Genomic DNA, 15,728 nt, shown 5'->3' with positions numbered 1-15,728 from the left:
GTCAGCGAACCACCGTCAGCTCGGGCTCGTTCACGGGTCGATCGAGCGGCGTATCGGTGCGCTCGCGCAGGAACTTGTCGAACATCGCCGCGACCGTGGAGCGCACCAGAAACGCCATCCGATCAGGGTCGATGGTGCCGATGTACCGCGCGGCGAGCGGCCGGGCTGGCCCCGGCACCAGCGACGGCATGTCGGTGAAGTCGTAGTGGGCCGAATTCGCGATGGCCAGATGGCGTTTCCAGCCGGTCGCGGAGCGCCAGAACGCGTCGAGCGACGGATTCGCGTCGCCCACCTCCTCGATCTGGCTGCTGGTCAGCACCAGCGTCGGCCGGTCGACACCCTCGGTCACCGCACGGCCGAAGGCCTCGTCCACGCCGATCTGACCGTCCAGGTCGACGGCCGCGTCGATCCGCCGGTCCTCGTGCATGGCCTCCACCGCGGTGTAGCCACCGGAGGAATGACCGACGGCGCCGACCCGGTCGAGATCGAGCACGCGACCGAGATCGGTGGGCAGCGGATCCCGCTCGGCGTCCGGGTTCTCGCCGCCCGCCAGCCGGGCGAGAGCGTCGAGGACGAACCGGAAGTCGAGCAGCCTGGCCTCGATGTACTGCGCGCGGATGACGGTGTCGAAACCGTTCGGTGCGGGGGCCGGGGGCACGATCCGGCCGCCGGGAAACTCGACCGCGGGCCCGGTTTCGTAGGTGTGGTCGATGGTCACCACGACGTAGCCCCGCGAGGCGAGATCTTCGGCGAGACCGGTACCGAGGATCCGCGAGACGCCGGCGCCGGGCGTGTACAGCACCACCGGATAGGTCTCGCCGGTCCGCGCGGGCGCGGCGCGATAGGCGTGGGTCAGCGCACCCGGAAGATCGACGCCCAGTGTCTGTTCCAGTCCGGGAATCAGCTCGGTCGAGGCGTAGTGCCCGCGCGGGTACCGGTCCACGTCGGTCGCCGGATAGAACACCGAGATCATCAGTTCCCTGGCGTGTTCGGGCACGAACGGATCGGGCCGGGCCGCGTCGACCAGGTGCACGGTGGTCGTCCCCACCGGGAAAGCGCCGGTGGGACTCGGCAGGACCGCGATCCCGGGGTCGGCGCCCCCGGTGCCCCCACTCGCCGCGACCAGCGCGCAGACCGACATCGCCACCATCGTCGCTCGACGGATCACCGTCTCCCCCACCATCATCCGGCCCGGGGGAAACCCCCGCGATTCGCCGGACACGCTATCAGCTGGTCGCGTGTCCGGCGGGCGGGTCAGCCGAGGATGTCCCTGGCCAGTTCCCGCATTTCGGCCTTGCGGATCTTGCCGGTGACCGTCATCGGGAACTCGTCGACCACGTGGACGTAGCGCGGGATCTTGTAGTGGGCCAGGCGGCCGGTGCAGAAGGCGCGGACGGCGGCGGCGTCGAGGATCGGGGCGCCGTCGCGCAGGCGGAGCCAGACCATGAGTTCCTCCCCGTATCTGTCGTCGGGGACGCCGATGACCTGGGCGTCGACGACATCGGGATGGGTATAGAGGAATTCCTCGATCTCGCGCGGATAGATGTTCTCACCGCCGCGGATCACCATGTCCTTGATCCGGCCGGTGACCGAGAGGTAGCCGTCGTCGTCCATGACGCCGATGTCGCCGGTGTGCATCCACCGGGCCGCGTCGATCGCCTCGGCCGTCTTGTCGGGCTGGTCCCAGTAGCCGAGCATAACCGAGTAGCCGCGGGTGCACAGTTCGCCCGCTTCGCCGCGCGGCAGGGTGCGCCCGGTCGCCGGGTCGACCACCTTCACCTCGAGATGCGGTCCGACCCGGCCGACGGTGGCGGTGCGGCGTTCGATGCTGTCGTCGCTGCGGGTCTGGGTGGACACCGGCGACGTCTCGGTCATGCCGTAACAGATGGACACCTCGGTCATCCCGAGCTGGTCGATCACCCGCTTCATCACCTCCACCGGGCACGGCGAGCCCGCCATGATGCCGGTGCGCAGGCTCGACAGATCCGGAGTTGCCCCGGCGTCGAGTTCGGCCAGCATCGCGATGAACATCGTGGGGACGCCGTAGAGCGAGGTGCAACGCTCGGCGGCGACGGCGGCCAGGGTCGCCGCCGGATCGAACGCGGGCGCCGGAATCACCACGGCCGCACCGTGCGAGGTGGCCGCGAGATTGCCCATGACCATGCCGAAGCAGTGGTAGTACGGCACCGGCACACAGATCCGGTCGACCTCGGTGTAGCCGCACAGTTCACCGACGAAGAAGCCGTTGTTGAGGATGTTGTGGTGGCTGAGCGTGGCGCCCTTCGGGAAACCGGTTGTGCCCGAGGTGTACTGGATGTTGATCGGATCGTCGGCCGACAGCGTCGCGGCGATGGCGGCCAGTCGCTCGATGTCGGGCTCGGTGGCCGCGATCTCCTGCCACTGCGATCGGCCGAGGATCAGGACCTGTTCCAGGTCGGGGCAATTCGGCCGGACCTCGTCGATCATCGCCACATAGTTCGAGGTCTTGAACTCCGGCGCGGCGATCAGCTGGCGGATGCCCGCCTGCCGCAGCACGTACTCGAGTTCGCTGGTGCGGTAGGCCGGGTTGATATTGACCAGCACCGCGCCCAGCTTGGCCGTGGCGTACTGGACTAGGAACCATTCCGCGCAGTTGGGCGCCCAGATCCCGACCCGGTCGCCCGCGCCGATGCCGAGGCAGGCGAGGCCGGTCGCGACGGCGTCGACCGCGACGCCCAGCTCCCGGTAGGTCCAGCGACGGCCGGTGGGGCGGTCGATCAGCGCGTCGCGGTCCGGGTGGGCGGCCACGGTGCGGTCGAGGTTCGCGCCGATGGTGTCGCCGAGCAGCGGGGTGCCGGTCAGGCCGTGGGCGTAGCTCAGTGCGGACATCAGCGGGTCTCCTTGCCGCGCAGCAGGAATCGCTGCACCTTGCCACTCGGTGTCTTGGGCAGACTCGTCACGTAGTGGACCTGCCGGGGATAGGCGTGCGCCGCGAACTTGTCCTTGACCAGGCGCTGGAGTTCGGCGGTCAGCTCGGCGCCACCCTCGGCGCCGTCGCGCAACACGACGAAGGCTTCGAGCACCTCGCCGCGCAGTTCGTCCGGCATGCCGACGACAGCGGCCTCGGCGACCTGATCGTGCAGCACCAGCACGCTCTCGACCTCGAACGGGCCGATCCGGTAGCCGGCCATGATGATCACGTCGTCGTCGCGCGAGCTGAAGTGGAAGAAGCCGTCCGCGTCGCGGGCGCCGACGTCGCCGGTGAGGTACCAGCGCCCGTCGGAGGTGAACCGGCTCGCGGTGCGTTCGGGGGCGTCGAGGTAGCCGAGGAACCACAGCAGCGGGCTGTGGTCGGTGTCGATGGCGACCCGGCCGATCTCGCCGGGCGCGGCCTCGACGTCGGCGTCGTCGGCCAGCACCGCGCAGGTCCAGCCGGGCAGCTGGGTGCCCATCGAACCGGGCGGGGCCGGGCGGTCGATGTCCGGGTGCCAGGCGTGGCAGATGACCATGCCGTGCTCGGTCTGGCCGTAGTGATCGCGCACCGCGACCCCGAGCGCCCGCTCCGACCAGGCGACCACATCGGGGGTGAGCGGTTCGCCCGCCGACGACGCCCGGCGCAGCGCGATCCCCTCCGGGTCGCCACCGGCGCGCAACGCCCGGTAGACCGTCGGCGCGGCGGCGAAGTTGGTGACGCCGAAACGGCGCAGCACGTCCAGGGTGAGCGGGGCGGAGAACCCGGCGTGCAGCAGCAGGCTGCGGGTGCCGGTCGCCAGCGGAGCCAGGATCGCGTAGTAGAGGCCGTACGCCCAGCCCGGGTCCGCGGCGTTCCAGTAGACGTCGTCGGGACGCACGTCGAGGGCGAACTCCTGGTAGGCGTGGAACGAGGCCAGCGCCCGCACGGGAATCGGCACGCCCTTGGGGGTGCCGGTGGTGCCGCTGGTGAACAGCTGGACCAGCAGGCCGTCACCGCCGACGGCCACCGCGGCCGCGCGCGGGTCGTCGGCGCGGTGCGCGGCGAGCAGCTCGGCGAACCGCAGCGCGTCGGGGTCGGCGGTGTCGCCGACGACGATCGTGCGGCGCTCCGGATCGGCCGGGATGTCCGCGCTCACGGCCAGCTTGGGCGCCTGATCGGCGTCGGCGACGACCACCTTCGCGTGGGCGGCCGCGAGCCGGAAACCGATCGCGGGCGGCGCGAAGGCGGTGAACAGCGGGACGTGCACCGCGCCGCGCCGCCAGATGCCGAGCAGCGCCACGACCAGGTCGGCGGACTTGCCCATCAGCGTCGCGACCCGGTCGCCCGGCTGCACCCCCAGCTCGGCCAGCGCCGCCGCGAAGCGCGCGGACCGCTCCCGCAGTTCGCCGTAGGTCAGCTCATACGCGCTCAGATCGGACTCGACAACGGTGCAGGCGATCCGCTCGGCCGGATGCCGGTCACACAGCAGCTCGGCCGCGCTGGCCTCGGGTCCGTCGTAACTCTCGAGCAGGTCGCGCACCCGCGCGTCCAGGTCGGTACTCATCGCAGTTCTCCTCAACACCTGGGCCGGGCCGCCAGGTCTTGTCCTAGAATGTGGCACACCTCACGTTCGCCACTACCCCCGAAAAGGGGTGACCGATGCCGGCCACTGCTCTGTTGCGCCCCCGCGACGGTGACGCGCTGCGCGCGGAGATCCGCTGGGTGGCGCGCCGCGCGAACGTCCCGGTGATCTTCGGCGGCGCGGTGGACGAGGACGCGCTGCTGCTCACCGAGTTCGTCGGCACCGTCACCACCGGACTGCGCGGGCTGACGGTGCTGCGCACGTCCGGGCTCGGCGGCCAGGCGATGGAGCGCCGCAGGCCCGCCTCGGTGGCCGACTATCGCGGCGCCTCCACCATCACCCACCACTACGACGGCCCGGTGTGCGGCGAGGGCCTGCGCTCGGTGGTCGCCGTGCCGGTCGTGGTCGACGACCGGCCGCGCGCGGTGCTGTACGCGGCGACCAGGGGCACGGGCCCGATCGGCGATCGCACGACCGAGGTAATCCTGCAGGCGAGCAGGCGGCTGGCCACCGAGATCGCGGTGCGCGACGAGGTGGACCGGCGGGTCAGGATGCTCGCGCTCGCGACGCCGGCCCCCGCCGCAACGCCCGCGGTCACCGAGGAGCTGCGCGGGATCCACGCCGAGCTGCGGGCGCTGGCGGCGGCCAGTGGCGACGCGGCGGTGCGCGCCCAGCTGTCGGGGGTGTGCGATCGGCTCACCGGCGTCATGACCGGCGAGCCGGCGGCGGAGGTGCCCCGGCTGTCGCGGCGCGAACTCGACGTACTCGCCCAGATCGCGCTCGGCTGCACGAATCAGGAGGCGGCGCTGCGGCTCTCGCTCGGCCCGGAGACCGTCAAGAGCTATCTGCGGCAGGCGATGACCAAACTCGACGCGCGAACCCGGCACGAAGCGGTGGCCCTGGCCCGGCGCCATGGGCTCCTGCCCTGATGTGTGATCGGTCACCCTCCCCGCCGTCCTGACGGCCGGTGCGCGCACCCGCGAGCGGCGCTGCCGCCGAGCACGGTCCCCCGGCGCGGAGCCGGACTCCGGTGCCACCGGAGTGCGCCGTCGCCCGAATCATCCGTGGACGCACGGCCTGTACTGCGAACATGGGCGAAGGGGGCCGGATCGACCCGGTCGATCGGCCGAGCTTCGTTGCGGCGGAAGCCATTCCGGATGGAACGAGCAATCCCCGTCCTGGACGATGACACAACGAATTACCCCTCCGGATACCCGAATATCTTTGGGACAAAACAATCTCGACGTCGATCCGGCCCGGTAGCGTCGGTCGGATGACGGAGCCTTTTCAATTGGCCGGCGTCTCGCTGGACTGTGACGACCCCGAAACCCTCGCCCGCTTCTATCTCGGGCTGCTCGGTGGCCGCGTGCTGTGGAACGACGCCCACAGTGTCGGAATCCGGCTCCCGTCGGGGCTGACGATCGCCGCGCAACGCGTCGAGGACTACTACCCGCCGCAGTGGCCGGGCAGCGCCGCGGTGCAGCTGGAGCTGGCCGCCGACGCCGACCTGGACCTATGCGAACAGCACGCGATGGCGATCGGTGCCAAACCCGCTCCGGTGCAACAGGACCCGCGCTGGCGCGTGCTGCTGGATCCGGCCGGGCACCCGTTCTGCATCACCACCAGGGTGGTGCCCGCCTAGCGCGGGAGTTCGGGCTCCGGGAGCAGGTCCGGCCTGCGCTCGCGGGTGCGTTCCAGGGACCGTTCGTGCCGCCAGGCGGCCACCTTGGCGTGATCGCCGGAGAGCAGGATCGGCGGCACGTCGAGGCCACGCCAGGACACCGGGCGGGTGTAGCTGGGACCTTCGAGCAGCCCGTCGGAGAACGAATCCTCCTGGTGGGACTGCTGATTGCCGAGCACGCCGGGGATCAGCCGCACCACGGCCTCGGTCATCACCAGCACGGCGGCCTCGCCGCCGATGAGCACGTAGTCGCCGATGCTCACCTCTTCGACGCGGACGCGACGGGCGGCGTCGTCGAAGACCCGCTGATCGATGCCCTCGTAGCGGCCGCACGCGAACACCAGGTGCCGCTCGGTGGACCAGCGCTGCGCGGTGGCCTGGGTGAACGGCACGCCGGCCGGGGTGGGGACGACGAGCAGGGCGTCGTCGGGGCAGACCGCGTCGAGCGCGTCGCCCCAGACGGTGGGCTTCATGACCATGCCGGGACCGCCGCCGTAGGGCGAATCGTCGACCGACTTGTGCACGTCGTGCGTCCAGTCACGCAGGTCGTGGACGCCGATCGAGATCAGGCCCTTGTCGACGGCCTTGCCGAGCAGCGCGGTCCGCAGCGGCTCGAGGTACTCCGGGAAGATCGTGACGACATCGAGTTGCACGAATTACTCCGGATCGAGCAGGCCCTCGGGCGGATCGATGACCACCAGTCCATCGGCGATCGACACGGTCGGCACGATGGCGGTGACGAAGGGGATGAGAATCTCGCGGCCGTCGTCGGCGGCGCGCACCGACAGCAGTTCGCCCGCGGCCGAGTGCAGCACCTCGGTGACCTCGCCGACGACGGTGCCGTCGGTGAGCTCGACGCGCAGGCCCTCGAGCTCGTGGTCGTAGAAGGCGTCCTCGTCCTCGGACGGGGGCAGCGAGTCGCTGTCGACGACGAACAGCATGCCGCGCAGCGCGTCGGCCGCGGTGCGGTCGGCGACACCGTCGACGAAGACCAGAAGCCGGCCCGAGTGCTCTCGGGCCGACTTCACGGTGTAGTCGCGAGTCGCCGCGGATTTCGGCATCTTGCCGTGCAGGGTGGCACCGGGGGCGAACCGGAGTTCCGGCTCGTCGGTGCGCACCTCGACGACGAGTTCGCCGCGCACGCCGTGCGACTTGGCGACCCGACCTACGACGAGTTCCATCTAGGCGTCGGTGTCGACCACGTCGACCCGGATACCACGGCCACCGATGCCGGCGACCAGGGTGCGCAGCGCGGTCGCGGTACGACCACCGCGCCCGATCACCTTGCCCAGGTCCTCGGGGTGGACGTGCACCTCGACGGTGCGCCCGCGCCGGCCGGTGATCAGCTCGACGCGGACGTCATCGGGGTTGGCGACGATGCCGCGAACCAGATGTTCGACGGCATCGGCAACAACGGCAGTCATTACTCGGCAGCCTCAGCGGCGGGGGCCTCGGCGGCCTCCTCGTCCTTCTTGGCGGCCTTCTTCTTGGGGGTGACGGCCTCGGCGACGGGCTCGTTGTCGGCGGCGGCCAGCGCGGCGTTGAACAGGTCCAGCTTGGACGGCTTGGCGGCCTTCACCTTGAGGGTGCCCTCGGCGCCCGGCAGGCCCTTGAACTTCTGCCAGTCGCCGGTGATCTCCAGCAGACGCTGCACGGACTCGGTCGGCTGCGCGCCGACACCCAGCCAGTACTGCACGCGCTCGGAATCGATCTCGATCAGCGAGGGCTCTTCCTTCGGGTGGTACTTGCCGATGGCCTCGATGGCCCGGCCGTCACGACGGGTGCGGGCGTCGGCGACAACCACGCGGTACTGCGGGTTGCGGATCTTGCCCAGGCGGGTGAGCTTGATGCGAACAGCCATGCTGATCTGCCTCTTTCAGTAGTTTGGTCACCGCGCGATTCGGCGACCCGCATGGTCTGCGGGTCCGGTTTCGCGCATGAAGTGTGTGACCGCCGCGCGGTACGTGACCGGAGACGGGCTGACACTGTCCAGGAAGGACGGTTGTTCATTGTGCCAGACCGGTCCGCGCCGACTGAAATCGGCCGTTCCGGGTGGCGACCGTCAGCGGTGGCCGGTGACCGGGTCCGGGGTCTTCACCACCAGCCCGCGCAGCACCACCCAGTCGGGGTCGGTGAGCGCGGCCGGGGCGGTGCGGGGGTCGTCGGCGTAGACGACGAAGTCGGCCGGGGCGCCCTCCTCGACGCCGGGGCGGCCGAGCCAGGTGCGCGCGTTCCAGGAGGCGGCGCCCAGCGCGTCGTGCGGCGAGAGGCCGGCGCCGCCGAGGGCGGCGATCTCGTCGGCGATCCGGCCGTGGCGGATGGAGCCGCCCGCGTCGGTCCCCGCGTAGATGGGCACGCCGGCCTCGTGCGCCTTGCCGACCGTGTCGCGGACGCGTCGGTGCAGGTCACGCATGTGGGCGGCGTAGACGGGGAACTTGGTGGCGCTGTCGGCGATGCCGGGGAAGGTATCGATATTGATCAGGGTGGGGACCAGGGCGGTGCCGTGGGCGAGCATCAGCTCGATGGTGTCGTCGGTGATGCCGGTGCCGTGTTCGAGACAGTCGATGCCCGCGTTGATCAGGCCGGGCAGCGCGTCCTCGCCGAACACGTGGGCGGTGACGCGGGCGCCGTTGGCGTGGGCGGCGTCGATCGCCTGATTCAGGATGTCGTCGCTCCACAGTGGGCGCAGATCGCCGACGGAACGGTCGATCCAGTCGCCGACGATCTTGACCCAGCCGTCGCCGAAGCGGGCCTGCTCGGCGACGATCTCCGGCAGGTCGCGTTCGTCGTCGAGCTCGATGCCCAGTTCGCGGATGTAGCGCTTGGGGCGGGCGATGTGGCGGCCCGCGCGGATGATGCGCGGGAGTTCGGCGTGCTCGTCGATGAAGCGGGTGTCGATCGGCGAGCCCGCGTCGCGCAGCAGCAGCGCGCCGGCGTCGCGTTCGGTCTCGGCCTGCTCGATCGCGCCCTCGCGGGTCTCGTCGCCGCCGCCGTAGCGGATCCCGACGTGGCAGTGGGCGTCGACCAGGCCGGGCACGATCCAGCCGGTGCGGCACAGGGTTTCGGCCCCGGGCACCGGCTCGAAGGTGACGAGCCCGTCGACGACCCAGAGGTCGCGCTCCTCGTCGCCGGGGAGAACCACACCACGCAGATGCACACGAACCTCCAGACGTCGGCCTGGCCCCAACCTACCGCCCGCGCTCGGCCGACGCACCCGGGTCGGCGGGCCGCCACCGGCTACCGGGCGAGGTCCGGTTCGTCGAGGAAGACCGTCACCGCGACGATCCGCGGCTCGTCGGCCGCGAAGTCGACGAAGGCCACCCCGCGCGCCGCGCCGATCCGCACGCTCGCGCTGACCGTGCGCCCGGCGGCGATCATCTTCTCCCACCGGATGTCCCGGGCGAACTCGGCGAATCCCGCCGCGTCGACCGGTCGCCCGGCGGGCGCTTCCACCGCCGCCCGCGCGCCGAGCAGATCCCGGACACCGGCCAGGTCGCCCGCGGCGGCGGCGCCGAAGAGCCTGCCGACGACGCGTTTGCCCGTGGTGCCCACACCGCGCAGGCCGCGCATCATGCCCATCGCGCCACCGAACCCCAGCTCGGAGACCAGTTGCGGGCCGAGTTTGGTCCCGGCCAGCATCCCGGACGGACCGGTGCCGAGCAGCCGCCGGATCATCACCGCGAGTTCCCAGTGCGCGGCCAGGCGCGCGATCCGCCAGCCGTCGGCGGATTCGATCAGGTCGTAGCGCAGGTGCATGGGCACGGTGACGGTGGCGCCGGTCGACATGGTGGTCTCGATGTGCAGGTCGCGCACCACCGTGCGCCCGGCGACCAGGTCGCGCTCGACCCGGAAGGCGATGGTGTTCGGCGCGATGAAGACGTTGTAGAACCGCGAGATCGCCTCGCGGCCGATGTGTTCGCGCGCGCCGTACGGATCGTGCACGGCGGCGTTGTCGACGAACAGGCCGACCCAGGCGTCCTTGTCGTGCGCCGCCACCGCGCGGGGCGAGGCCTGTACGGCCGCCAGCAGGTCTTCCGCGGTCCGATCCAACGGCATGTAGGTCCTCCATAGTCGCGCTGCCCCTGCCCGATCCATGATAGAACGTGTTCTAGTTTTGCGTCGGCGATCGTGCCCGGCGCGCTGTTGGACAAAGGAATCTCGATGGACTGGTACACCGGAAACGCCACCTACGACACGGTGCTGGCCATCGCCTTCGCCTTCGCCGCGTTCGTGATCGTGGGCGGACTGTTCGCGCAGAGTCCGTACGGCCGTTTCGCCTCGACCTCGATCGGCTTCAATCTCAACCCCAAGCTGGGCTGGTGGCTGATGGAACTACCCGCGACCGTGGTGTTCGCGGTGTTCTATCTCAGCGGGCCCGACCGCTTCGAGCCGGTGCCGCTGGTGCTGGCGGCGATCTGGCTGCTGCACTACGGCAATCGCGGCTGGTTCTTCCCGCTGTCCATCCGGCAGGTGCCGGGCAAGAAGAGCAGCTTCAACTTCTCGGTGGTCGCGGCCGGGGTGTTCGTGACCTCGCTGCACGGCTACCTCAACGGCGCCTTCTTCAGCAACGACTACAAGAACCAGTACGGCACCGCCTGGCTCACCGACCCGCGCTTCCTGATCGGGCTCGTCGTGTACCTGTGCGGCTTCGGGCTGCTGGTGCGGTCGGAGGCGATCGTGCGCAATCTGCGCGACAAGAACAACCCCGGCGCGGCCGAGTACCGGGTGCCCTTCGGCGGCGGCTTCCGGTTCGTCAGCAGCCCGGCCTACCTGGGCGAACTCATCGCCTGGGCCGGGTTCGCACTGCTCACCTGGTCGCTGGCCGGGGTGGCGATCTTCCTGATCACGGCGGGCAACCTGGTGCCGCGCGCGTTCGCCACGCACCGCTGGTACCGGGAGAAGTTCGTCGACTACCCGGCGAATCGCAAGGCCCTGATCCCCGGCGTGATCTGACCCGGAGACGAGAACACCGCGGCCGATGCTCGGCCGCGGTGTTCTCGTCGGATCAGTTCTTGGGGAACTTCAGCTGGGACAGGTCGATGCCTTCCAGACCCGGCGGCAGCTGGTCGAGGCCGGGCGGCATCTGCGACAGGTCCATGCCCGGCGGCAGACCGGGCATCCCGGCGGGCATTCCGGGGAAACCACCGCGCATCTTCGGCGGGGTCGGGCCGCGCCCACCCTTCTTGCCCTTCTTGCCCTTCTTGTTGTTGCCGCGGCGCGCGCCGGGCAGGCCCATCTGACGGCCCATCATGGCCATCATCTTCTTGGCCTCGAAGAAGCGGTCGACGAGCTGGTTGACCTCGGAGACCTGCACGCCCGAGCCGTTGGCGATGCGCAGGCGGCGGGAGGCGTTGATGATCTTCGGGTTGTCGCGCTCGGCGGGGGTCATGCCGCGGATGATGGCCTGCACCCGGTCGAGCTGCTTGTCGTCGACCTGGGCGAGCACGTCCTTCATCTGACCGGCGCCGGGCAGCATGCCGAGCAGGTTGCCGATCGGGCCCATCTTGCGGATGGCCAGCATCTGGTCGAGGAAGTCCTCGAGGGTGAGCTCGCCGCTGCCGATCTTGCGGGCGGTCTCCTCGGCCTGCTGGGCGTCGTAGACCTGCTCGGCCTGCTCGATCAGGGTGAGCACGTCGCCCATGCCGAGGATGCGCGAGGCCATCCGGTCCGGGTGGAAGACGTCGAAGTCCTCGAGCTTCTCACCGGTGGAGGCGAACATGATCGGCGAACCGGTCACATTGCGGACCGACAGCGCGGCACCACCGCGGGCGTCGCCGTCGAGCTTGGTGAGCACGACGCCGGTGAAGCCGACGCCGTCGCGGAACGCCTCGGCGGTGCTGACCGCGTCCTGGCCGATCATCGCGTCGAGCACGAACAGGGTCTCGTCGGGCTGCACGGCGTCGCGGATGCCCGCGGCCTGGCGCATCAGCTCGGCGTCGATACCGAGGCGGCCCGCGGTGTCGACGATGACCACGTCGTACTGCTTGGCCTTGGCCTCTTCGACACCGGCGCGGGCGACGCCGACCGGGTCGGCCGCGGAGATGCCGAGCGGGTTCTCGCCGCCGCCGATCGAGGTGCCGGGGTGCGGGGCGAACACGGGCACGCCCGCGCGCTCGCCGACGACCTGCAGCTGGGTGACCGCGCCGGGGCGCTGGAGGTCACAGGCGACCAGGATCGGCTGATGCCCCTGGGCCTTGAGCCACTTGGCCAGCTTGCCCGCGAGGGTGGTCTTACCGGCACCCTGCAGACCGGCCAGCATGATGACCGTCGGCGGGTTCTTGGCCAGGTTCAGCCTGCGGGTCTCGCCGCCGAGGATGTTGACCAGTTCCTCGTTGACGATCTTGACGACCTGCTGGGCCGGGTTCAGCGCCGCGGAGACCTCGGCGCCCTTGGCGCGCTCCTTGACGTTGGCGATGAAGCCGCGCACCACGGGCAGCGCGACGTCGGCTTCCAGGAGGGCGAGGCGGATCTCGCGCGCGGTGGCGTCGATGTCGGCCGGTGACAGACGCCCCTTACCGCGCAGATCCTGCAGTGCACCGGTAAGCCGGTCGGACAGGGATTCGAACACCGATCGCGCTCCTGATCTGAAAGGGACGTCTATTGCCCTCCCAGGGTAATGGGTGTTATTCCCGGTGCCGCACGTGCGGTGGCGCGGTGCGCCGCAATTCGTGGTTTTCGATGTTCACCAGGTACACCGCCTCCCGGCCGGTGAGACCCAGCTCACGCGAGAGCGACTCGATCCGCTCCCATTCGGCATCGGGACTGTCGACGTGCCGGGCGGTCGTGGAGGCGATGGTCATCGCCGCCAGGGCCTGGGCGCCGGTGAGCGTGCGCCCCGGTAGCCACGAAACCACCCACAGGTCACCGCCGACGCAGCGCGCGATATGCGAGGTCGCGTCGCTGGTCATCATCGATGCGGATACGACTTCGATAGCCACGGATCTGCTCCCCTCGAACGAGTGACAGCCAGACCTCTCGAATGCTATAGGTCTCATCTCGACTGATCGGGCACCGGAGACCGTTGACGGGCAACCTGATAGCAATCGGTGGTGAAACTGTGTCCTGACTGTCTCAGTCGGCGCTCGGTTCGGGGGGCGGCGGCGGTGCCGGGAGCGGGACCACGTCCAGGACCGCCTTCTCGATGCGGTCGCGCAGCTGCGGGCTGTCGGCGTCACCCAGATCGAGACAGAACGCGTCGACCACGGCCGAACCCATCGTGACCACCTTGGCCCAGCGCACGTTCACCCCGGCCGTCGCGAAGCTACCGGCCAGCCTGCTGAGCAGGCCGACCCGGTCTTCGGCGCGCAGTTCGAGAATCACCTGCCCCGGCGTACTGGTCGCCGACCAGATCATCCGCGGCTGGGCCCGCGCGTACCGGCCCGGTCCGGCGCCGATCGCCTCGGCCTCGCGCTTGGCGAGCACCTCGGGCAGGTTCAGCGCGCCGGTGGTGGCCCGGATCAGCTCCTGGCGCAGCAGACCCGCGTCCGGCGGGTCGCCGAACTTCGGGGTCACCGCGAAGGTGTTGATCGCCGACTCCCCCGCACTGCCCAGCGAGGCCGACAGCACCCGCAGCGAATGCAGGGCCAGCACGCCGGCGGCGTCGGAGAGCAGGCCGGGCTCGTCGGGCGCGATGACGGTCACCAGGTAGGTGTGCTTGCCCTCGCCCGGGGCGAGCGTGACGTGGACGCCGCCCGCGCGCGCCTTCTCCAGCAGGTCGGGGTCGATCGGTTCCGGCTGCGGCAGCGGCTCCCCCGCCATCACCAGCTTGCAGCGCCGCACCAGATCGCCGATGAGCGAGGCCTTCCAGTCACCCCAGACGCCGGGGCCGGTGGCCATCGAGTCGGCCTCGGCCAGCGCGTGCAGCAGTTCGAGCAGACCGACGTCACCACCGAGCGCGTCGGCGACGAATCGCACGGTCTCCGGGTCGGCCAGGTCGCGCCGGGTCGCGGTGTCGGGGAGCAGCAGATGGTGGCGCACGATCGCGCTGAGCGTGCGCACGTCCGAGGGCCACAGGCCGAGCCTGCGGCCGATGTGGGTGGCCAGTTCGGCGCCGACGACGCTGTGATCGCCCGCCCTGCCCTTGCCGATGTCGTGCAGCAGCGCGCCGAGCGCGAGCAGGTCCGGCCGGGCGACCCGGGTACTGAGCGCGCCCGCGTAGGCGACGGTTTCCATCAGGTGCCGGTCGACGGTCCAGGTGTGCAGGGCGTCGCGGGGCGGCAGATCGCGGACCGCGCCCCACTCGGGAAACAGCCTGCCCCACAGGCCGGTGCGATCGAGCGCCTCGACCGCGTCGATGCTGCCGCGGCCCGCGCCCAACAGGACCAGCAGGTCGTTGAGGGCGTCCTTGGGCCACGGCTCGCGTAGCTCGGGGGCATCCTCGGAGAGCCGGTTGAGCGTGGTCGCCGACATCGGCAGCCCGGTCTGCGCCGAGGCGGCGGCGACCCGCAGGATCAGGCCGGGATCGCGCTGTGGCCGCGCGTCCCTGGCCAGCACCACCTCGCCGGAGTGCTCGACCACCCCCTCATCGAGTGGTCGGCGCACCGGCATCCGCCGCAGCCTGGCCAGGCCGCGGCGCGGCAGCGCGTTGGCCGCGGTGCGCAGGCCGACATCGGTCGAATAGCTCACCGTGCGCGCCGAATCGCTCAGCGTGCGGGCCAGATCGAACCGGTCGCCGATGCGCAGCGCGGCGCCGATCTCGTCGGCGTCCTGGGCGCGCAGCTGGTCGCGGGCGCGACCGGCGACCCGGTGCAGTTCGGTGCGCACGTCCAGCAGCCTGCGGTGGGCCTGCTTCAGCCCGCCGCCGGGGACCTCGGGGCCGAGGCCGGGCATGGCGTCGGTCAGCTGGGCGATGGCGAGCGCGTCGAGCAGCTGGATGTCGCGCAGGCCGCCGCGGCCGTTCTTGAGGTCGGGTTCGGCGCGGTGGGCGATCTCGCCGCTGCGCTGCCAGCGCGCGGTGGTCTGGGCGATCAGCTCGTCGAAGCGGGACCGGATGCCGGTCCGCCATTCCCGGCGCACGCCGCCGATGAGCAGGTTGGACAGGTCCTCGTCGCCGACGATGTGGCGGGCTTCGAGCAGGCCCAGCGCGGCGACCATGTCGTCGGCGGCCACCCGCAGCGCCTGCGGCACGGTGCGGACGCTGTGATCGAGCTTGATGTGGGCGTCCCACAGCGGATACCAGAGCTGATCGGCGACCTCCGACACCACGGCCGGGTCGACGTCGTCGTGCAGCAGCACCAGGTCCAGGTCGGAGAACGGCAGCATCTCGCGGCGGCCGAGGCCACCGACCGCGACGACGGCCAGGCCGCTGTCGGCGGTGATGCCGAGCTCGTTGCCCTTGCTGGTCAGCCACAGTTCGAACAGGTCGACCAGGGCCGCGCGCAGCGATTCCGGATCGAGCCGGGGATTGCGGGGCCCCGCCCCGTCGAGCAGCTGCGCCCTGGCCTTCACCAGGTCGGCCGCCCCGTTGTTCTGAATACCGCCGTTCTGTTGTGCCACAGTCCCACCGCCATTCATGCGGGCGGCCCCGCCCCGAC

Annotated in this window: 15 protein-coding genes; 3 read left to right on the top strand and 12 right to left on the bottom strand. The window is 70.8% G+C overall.

Translation table 11 applies throughout. The features are described from left to right. Nucleotide 1: 1 nt before the first annotated feature. From ACFYWJ_RS14585 to ACFYWJ_RS14575, 3 genes are all read right to left on the bottom strand, one after another. Nucleotides 2-1,168, bottom strand: coding sequence for a hypothetical protein (locus tag ACFYWJ_RS14585; protein WP_355280520.1), 1,167 nt, complete (start codon nt 1,166-1,168; stop codon nt 2-4). 86 nt (nt 1,169-1,254) lie between these two features. Next, on the bottom strand, nt 1,255-2,868 hold the full coding sequence (locus tag ACFYWJ_RS14580; protein ID WP_355280518.1) for an AMP-binding protein: 1,614 nt from the start codon (nt 2,866-2,868) through the stop codon (nt 1,255-1,257). Then, complete coding sequence (locus tag ACFYWJ_RS14575; protein ID WP_355280516.1) at nt 2,868-4,496, bottom strand: AMP-binding protein; 1,629 nt, start codon at nt 4,494-4,496, stop codon at nt 2,868-2,870. Before ACFYWJ_RS14575 ends, ACFYWJ_RS14580 begins: the two co-directional genes overlap by 1 nt. A 95-nt stretch (nt 4,497-4,591) precedes the next feature. Here ACFYWJ_RS14575 and ACFYWJ_RS14570 point away from each other — a divergent pair, with 95 nt between their 5' ends. Beyond that, the gene (locus ACFYWJ_RS14570; protein ID WP_355280514.1) at nt 4,592-5,443 is read left to right on the top strand and encodes a LuxR C-terminal-related transcriptional regulator; all 852 of its coding nucleotides are present in this window, start codon (nt 4,592-4,594) and stop codon (nt 5,441-5,443) included. A gap of 344 nt (nt 5,444-5,787) precedes the next feature. Next, entirely contained in the window at nt 5,788-6,156 is a 369-nt protein-coding gene (locus tag ACFYWJ_RS14565) for a VOC family protein (protein WP_355280513.1), read from the top strand. Here the strand turns inward: ACFYWJ_RS14565 and trmD are convergent. The 6 genes from trmD to ACFYWJ_RS14535 all read right to left on the bottom strand — a co-directional run bounded on the left by trmD (nt 6,153) and on the right by ACFYWJ_RS14535 (nt 10,251). Next, entirely contained in the window at nt 6,153-6,848 is a 696-nt protein-coding gene (gene trmD, locus ACFYWJ_RS14560; RefSeq protein ID WP_355280512.1) for a tRNA (guanosine(37)-N1)-methyltransferase TrmD, read from the bottom strand. The genes ACFYWJ_RS14565 and trmD overlap by 4 nt on opposite strands. A 3-nt stretch (nt 6,849-6,851) precedes the next feature. Next, nucleotides 6,852-7,376 (bottom strand): ribosome maturation factor RimM, encoded by a 525-nt coding sequence (rimM, locus tag ACFYWJ_RS14555; RefSeq protein ID WP_355280510.1) that lies wholly within the window; start codon nt 7,374-7,376, stop codon nt 6,852-6,854. Then, nucleotides 7,377-7,619: an RNA-binding protein gene (locus ACFYWJ_RS14550; protein WP_019048210.1), complete on the bottom strand. Its 243-nt coding sequence runs from the start codon at nt 7,617-7,619 to the stop codon at nt 7,377-7,379. After that, complete coding sequence (gene rpsP, locus ACFYWJ_RS14545; RefSeq protein WP_355280508.1) at nt 7,619-8,056, bottom strand: 30S ribosomal protein S16; 438 nt, start codon at nt 8,054-8,056, stop codon at nt 7,619-7,621. The genes ACFYWJ_RS14550 and rpsP overlap by 1 nt, the downstream gene beginning before the upstream one ends. 201 nt (nt 8,057-8,257) lie before the next feature. Beyond that, complete coding sequence (locus tag ACFYWJ_RS14540; RefSeq protein ID WP_355280507.1) at nt 8,258-9,352, bottom strand: amidohydrolase family protein; 1,095 nt, start codon at nt 9,350-9,352, stop codon at nt 8,258-8,260. 80 nt (nt 9,353-9,432) lie between these two features. Next, entirely contained in the window at nt 9,433-10,251 is an 819-nt protein-coding gene (locus tag ACFYWJ_RS14535) for a nuclear transport factor 2 family protein (RefSeq protein ID WP_355280506.1), read from the bottom strand. 105 nt (nt 10,252-10,356) lie between these two features. On the opposite strand from ACFYWJ_RS14535, the gene ACFYWJ_RS14530 reads away from it, so the two are divergent. Then, nucleotides 10,357-11,148 (top strand): 3-oxo-5-alpha-steroid 4-dehydrogenase, encoded by a 792-nt coding sequence (locus tag ACFYWJ_RS14530; protein WP_355280504.1) that lies wholly within the window; start codon nt 10,357-10,359, stop codon nt 11,146-11,148. A gap of 52 nt (nt 11,149-11,200) precedes the next feature. On the opposite strand, the gene ffh is transcribed toward ACFYWJ_RS14530, so the two are convergent. From ffh to ACFYWJ_RS14515, 3 genes are all read right to left on the bottom strand, one after another. Beyond that, nucleotides 11,201-12,763 carry a signal recognition particle protein gene (ffh, locus tag ACFYWJ_RS14525; RefSeq protein ID WP_355280503.1) on the bottom strand — a complete coding sequence of 521 codons (1,563 nt, stop codon included), beginning with the start codon at nt 12,761-12,763 and terminating at the stop codon, nt 11,201-11,203. Nucleotides 12,764-12,818: 55 nt separating this feature from the next. Next, nucleotides 12,819-13,133, bottom strand: a complete 315-nt coding sequence (locus tag ACFYWJ_RS14520) for a hypothetical protein (protein WP_355280501.1) — start codon at nt 13,131-13,133, stop codon at nt 12,819-12,821. A 133-nt stretch (nt 13,134-13,266) separates the two neighbouring features. Then, a complete protein-coding gene (locus ACFYWJ_RS14515) occupies nt 13,267-15,708 on the bottom strand; it encodes a [protein-PII] uridylyltransferase (RefSeq protein ID WP_355280499.1) in 2,442 nt (813 codons plus the stop codon). Nucleotides 15,709-15,728 lie beyond the last annotated feature (20 nt).

The organism is Nocardia sp. NPDC003269, from assembly GCF_042888005.1.
Taxonomy (GTDB): domain Bacteria; phylum Actinomycetota; class Actinomycetes; order Mycobacteriales; family Mycobacteriaceae; genus Nocardia.
Note: the sequence above shows the minus strand (reverse complement) of the source record. Positions and strands in the feature narration are given on the sequence as shown.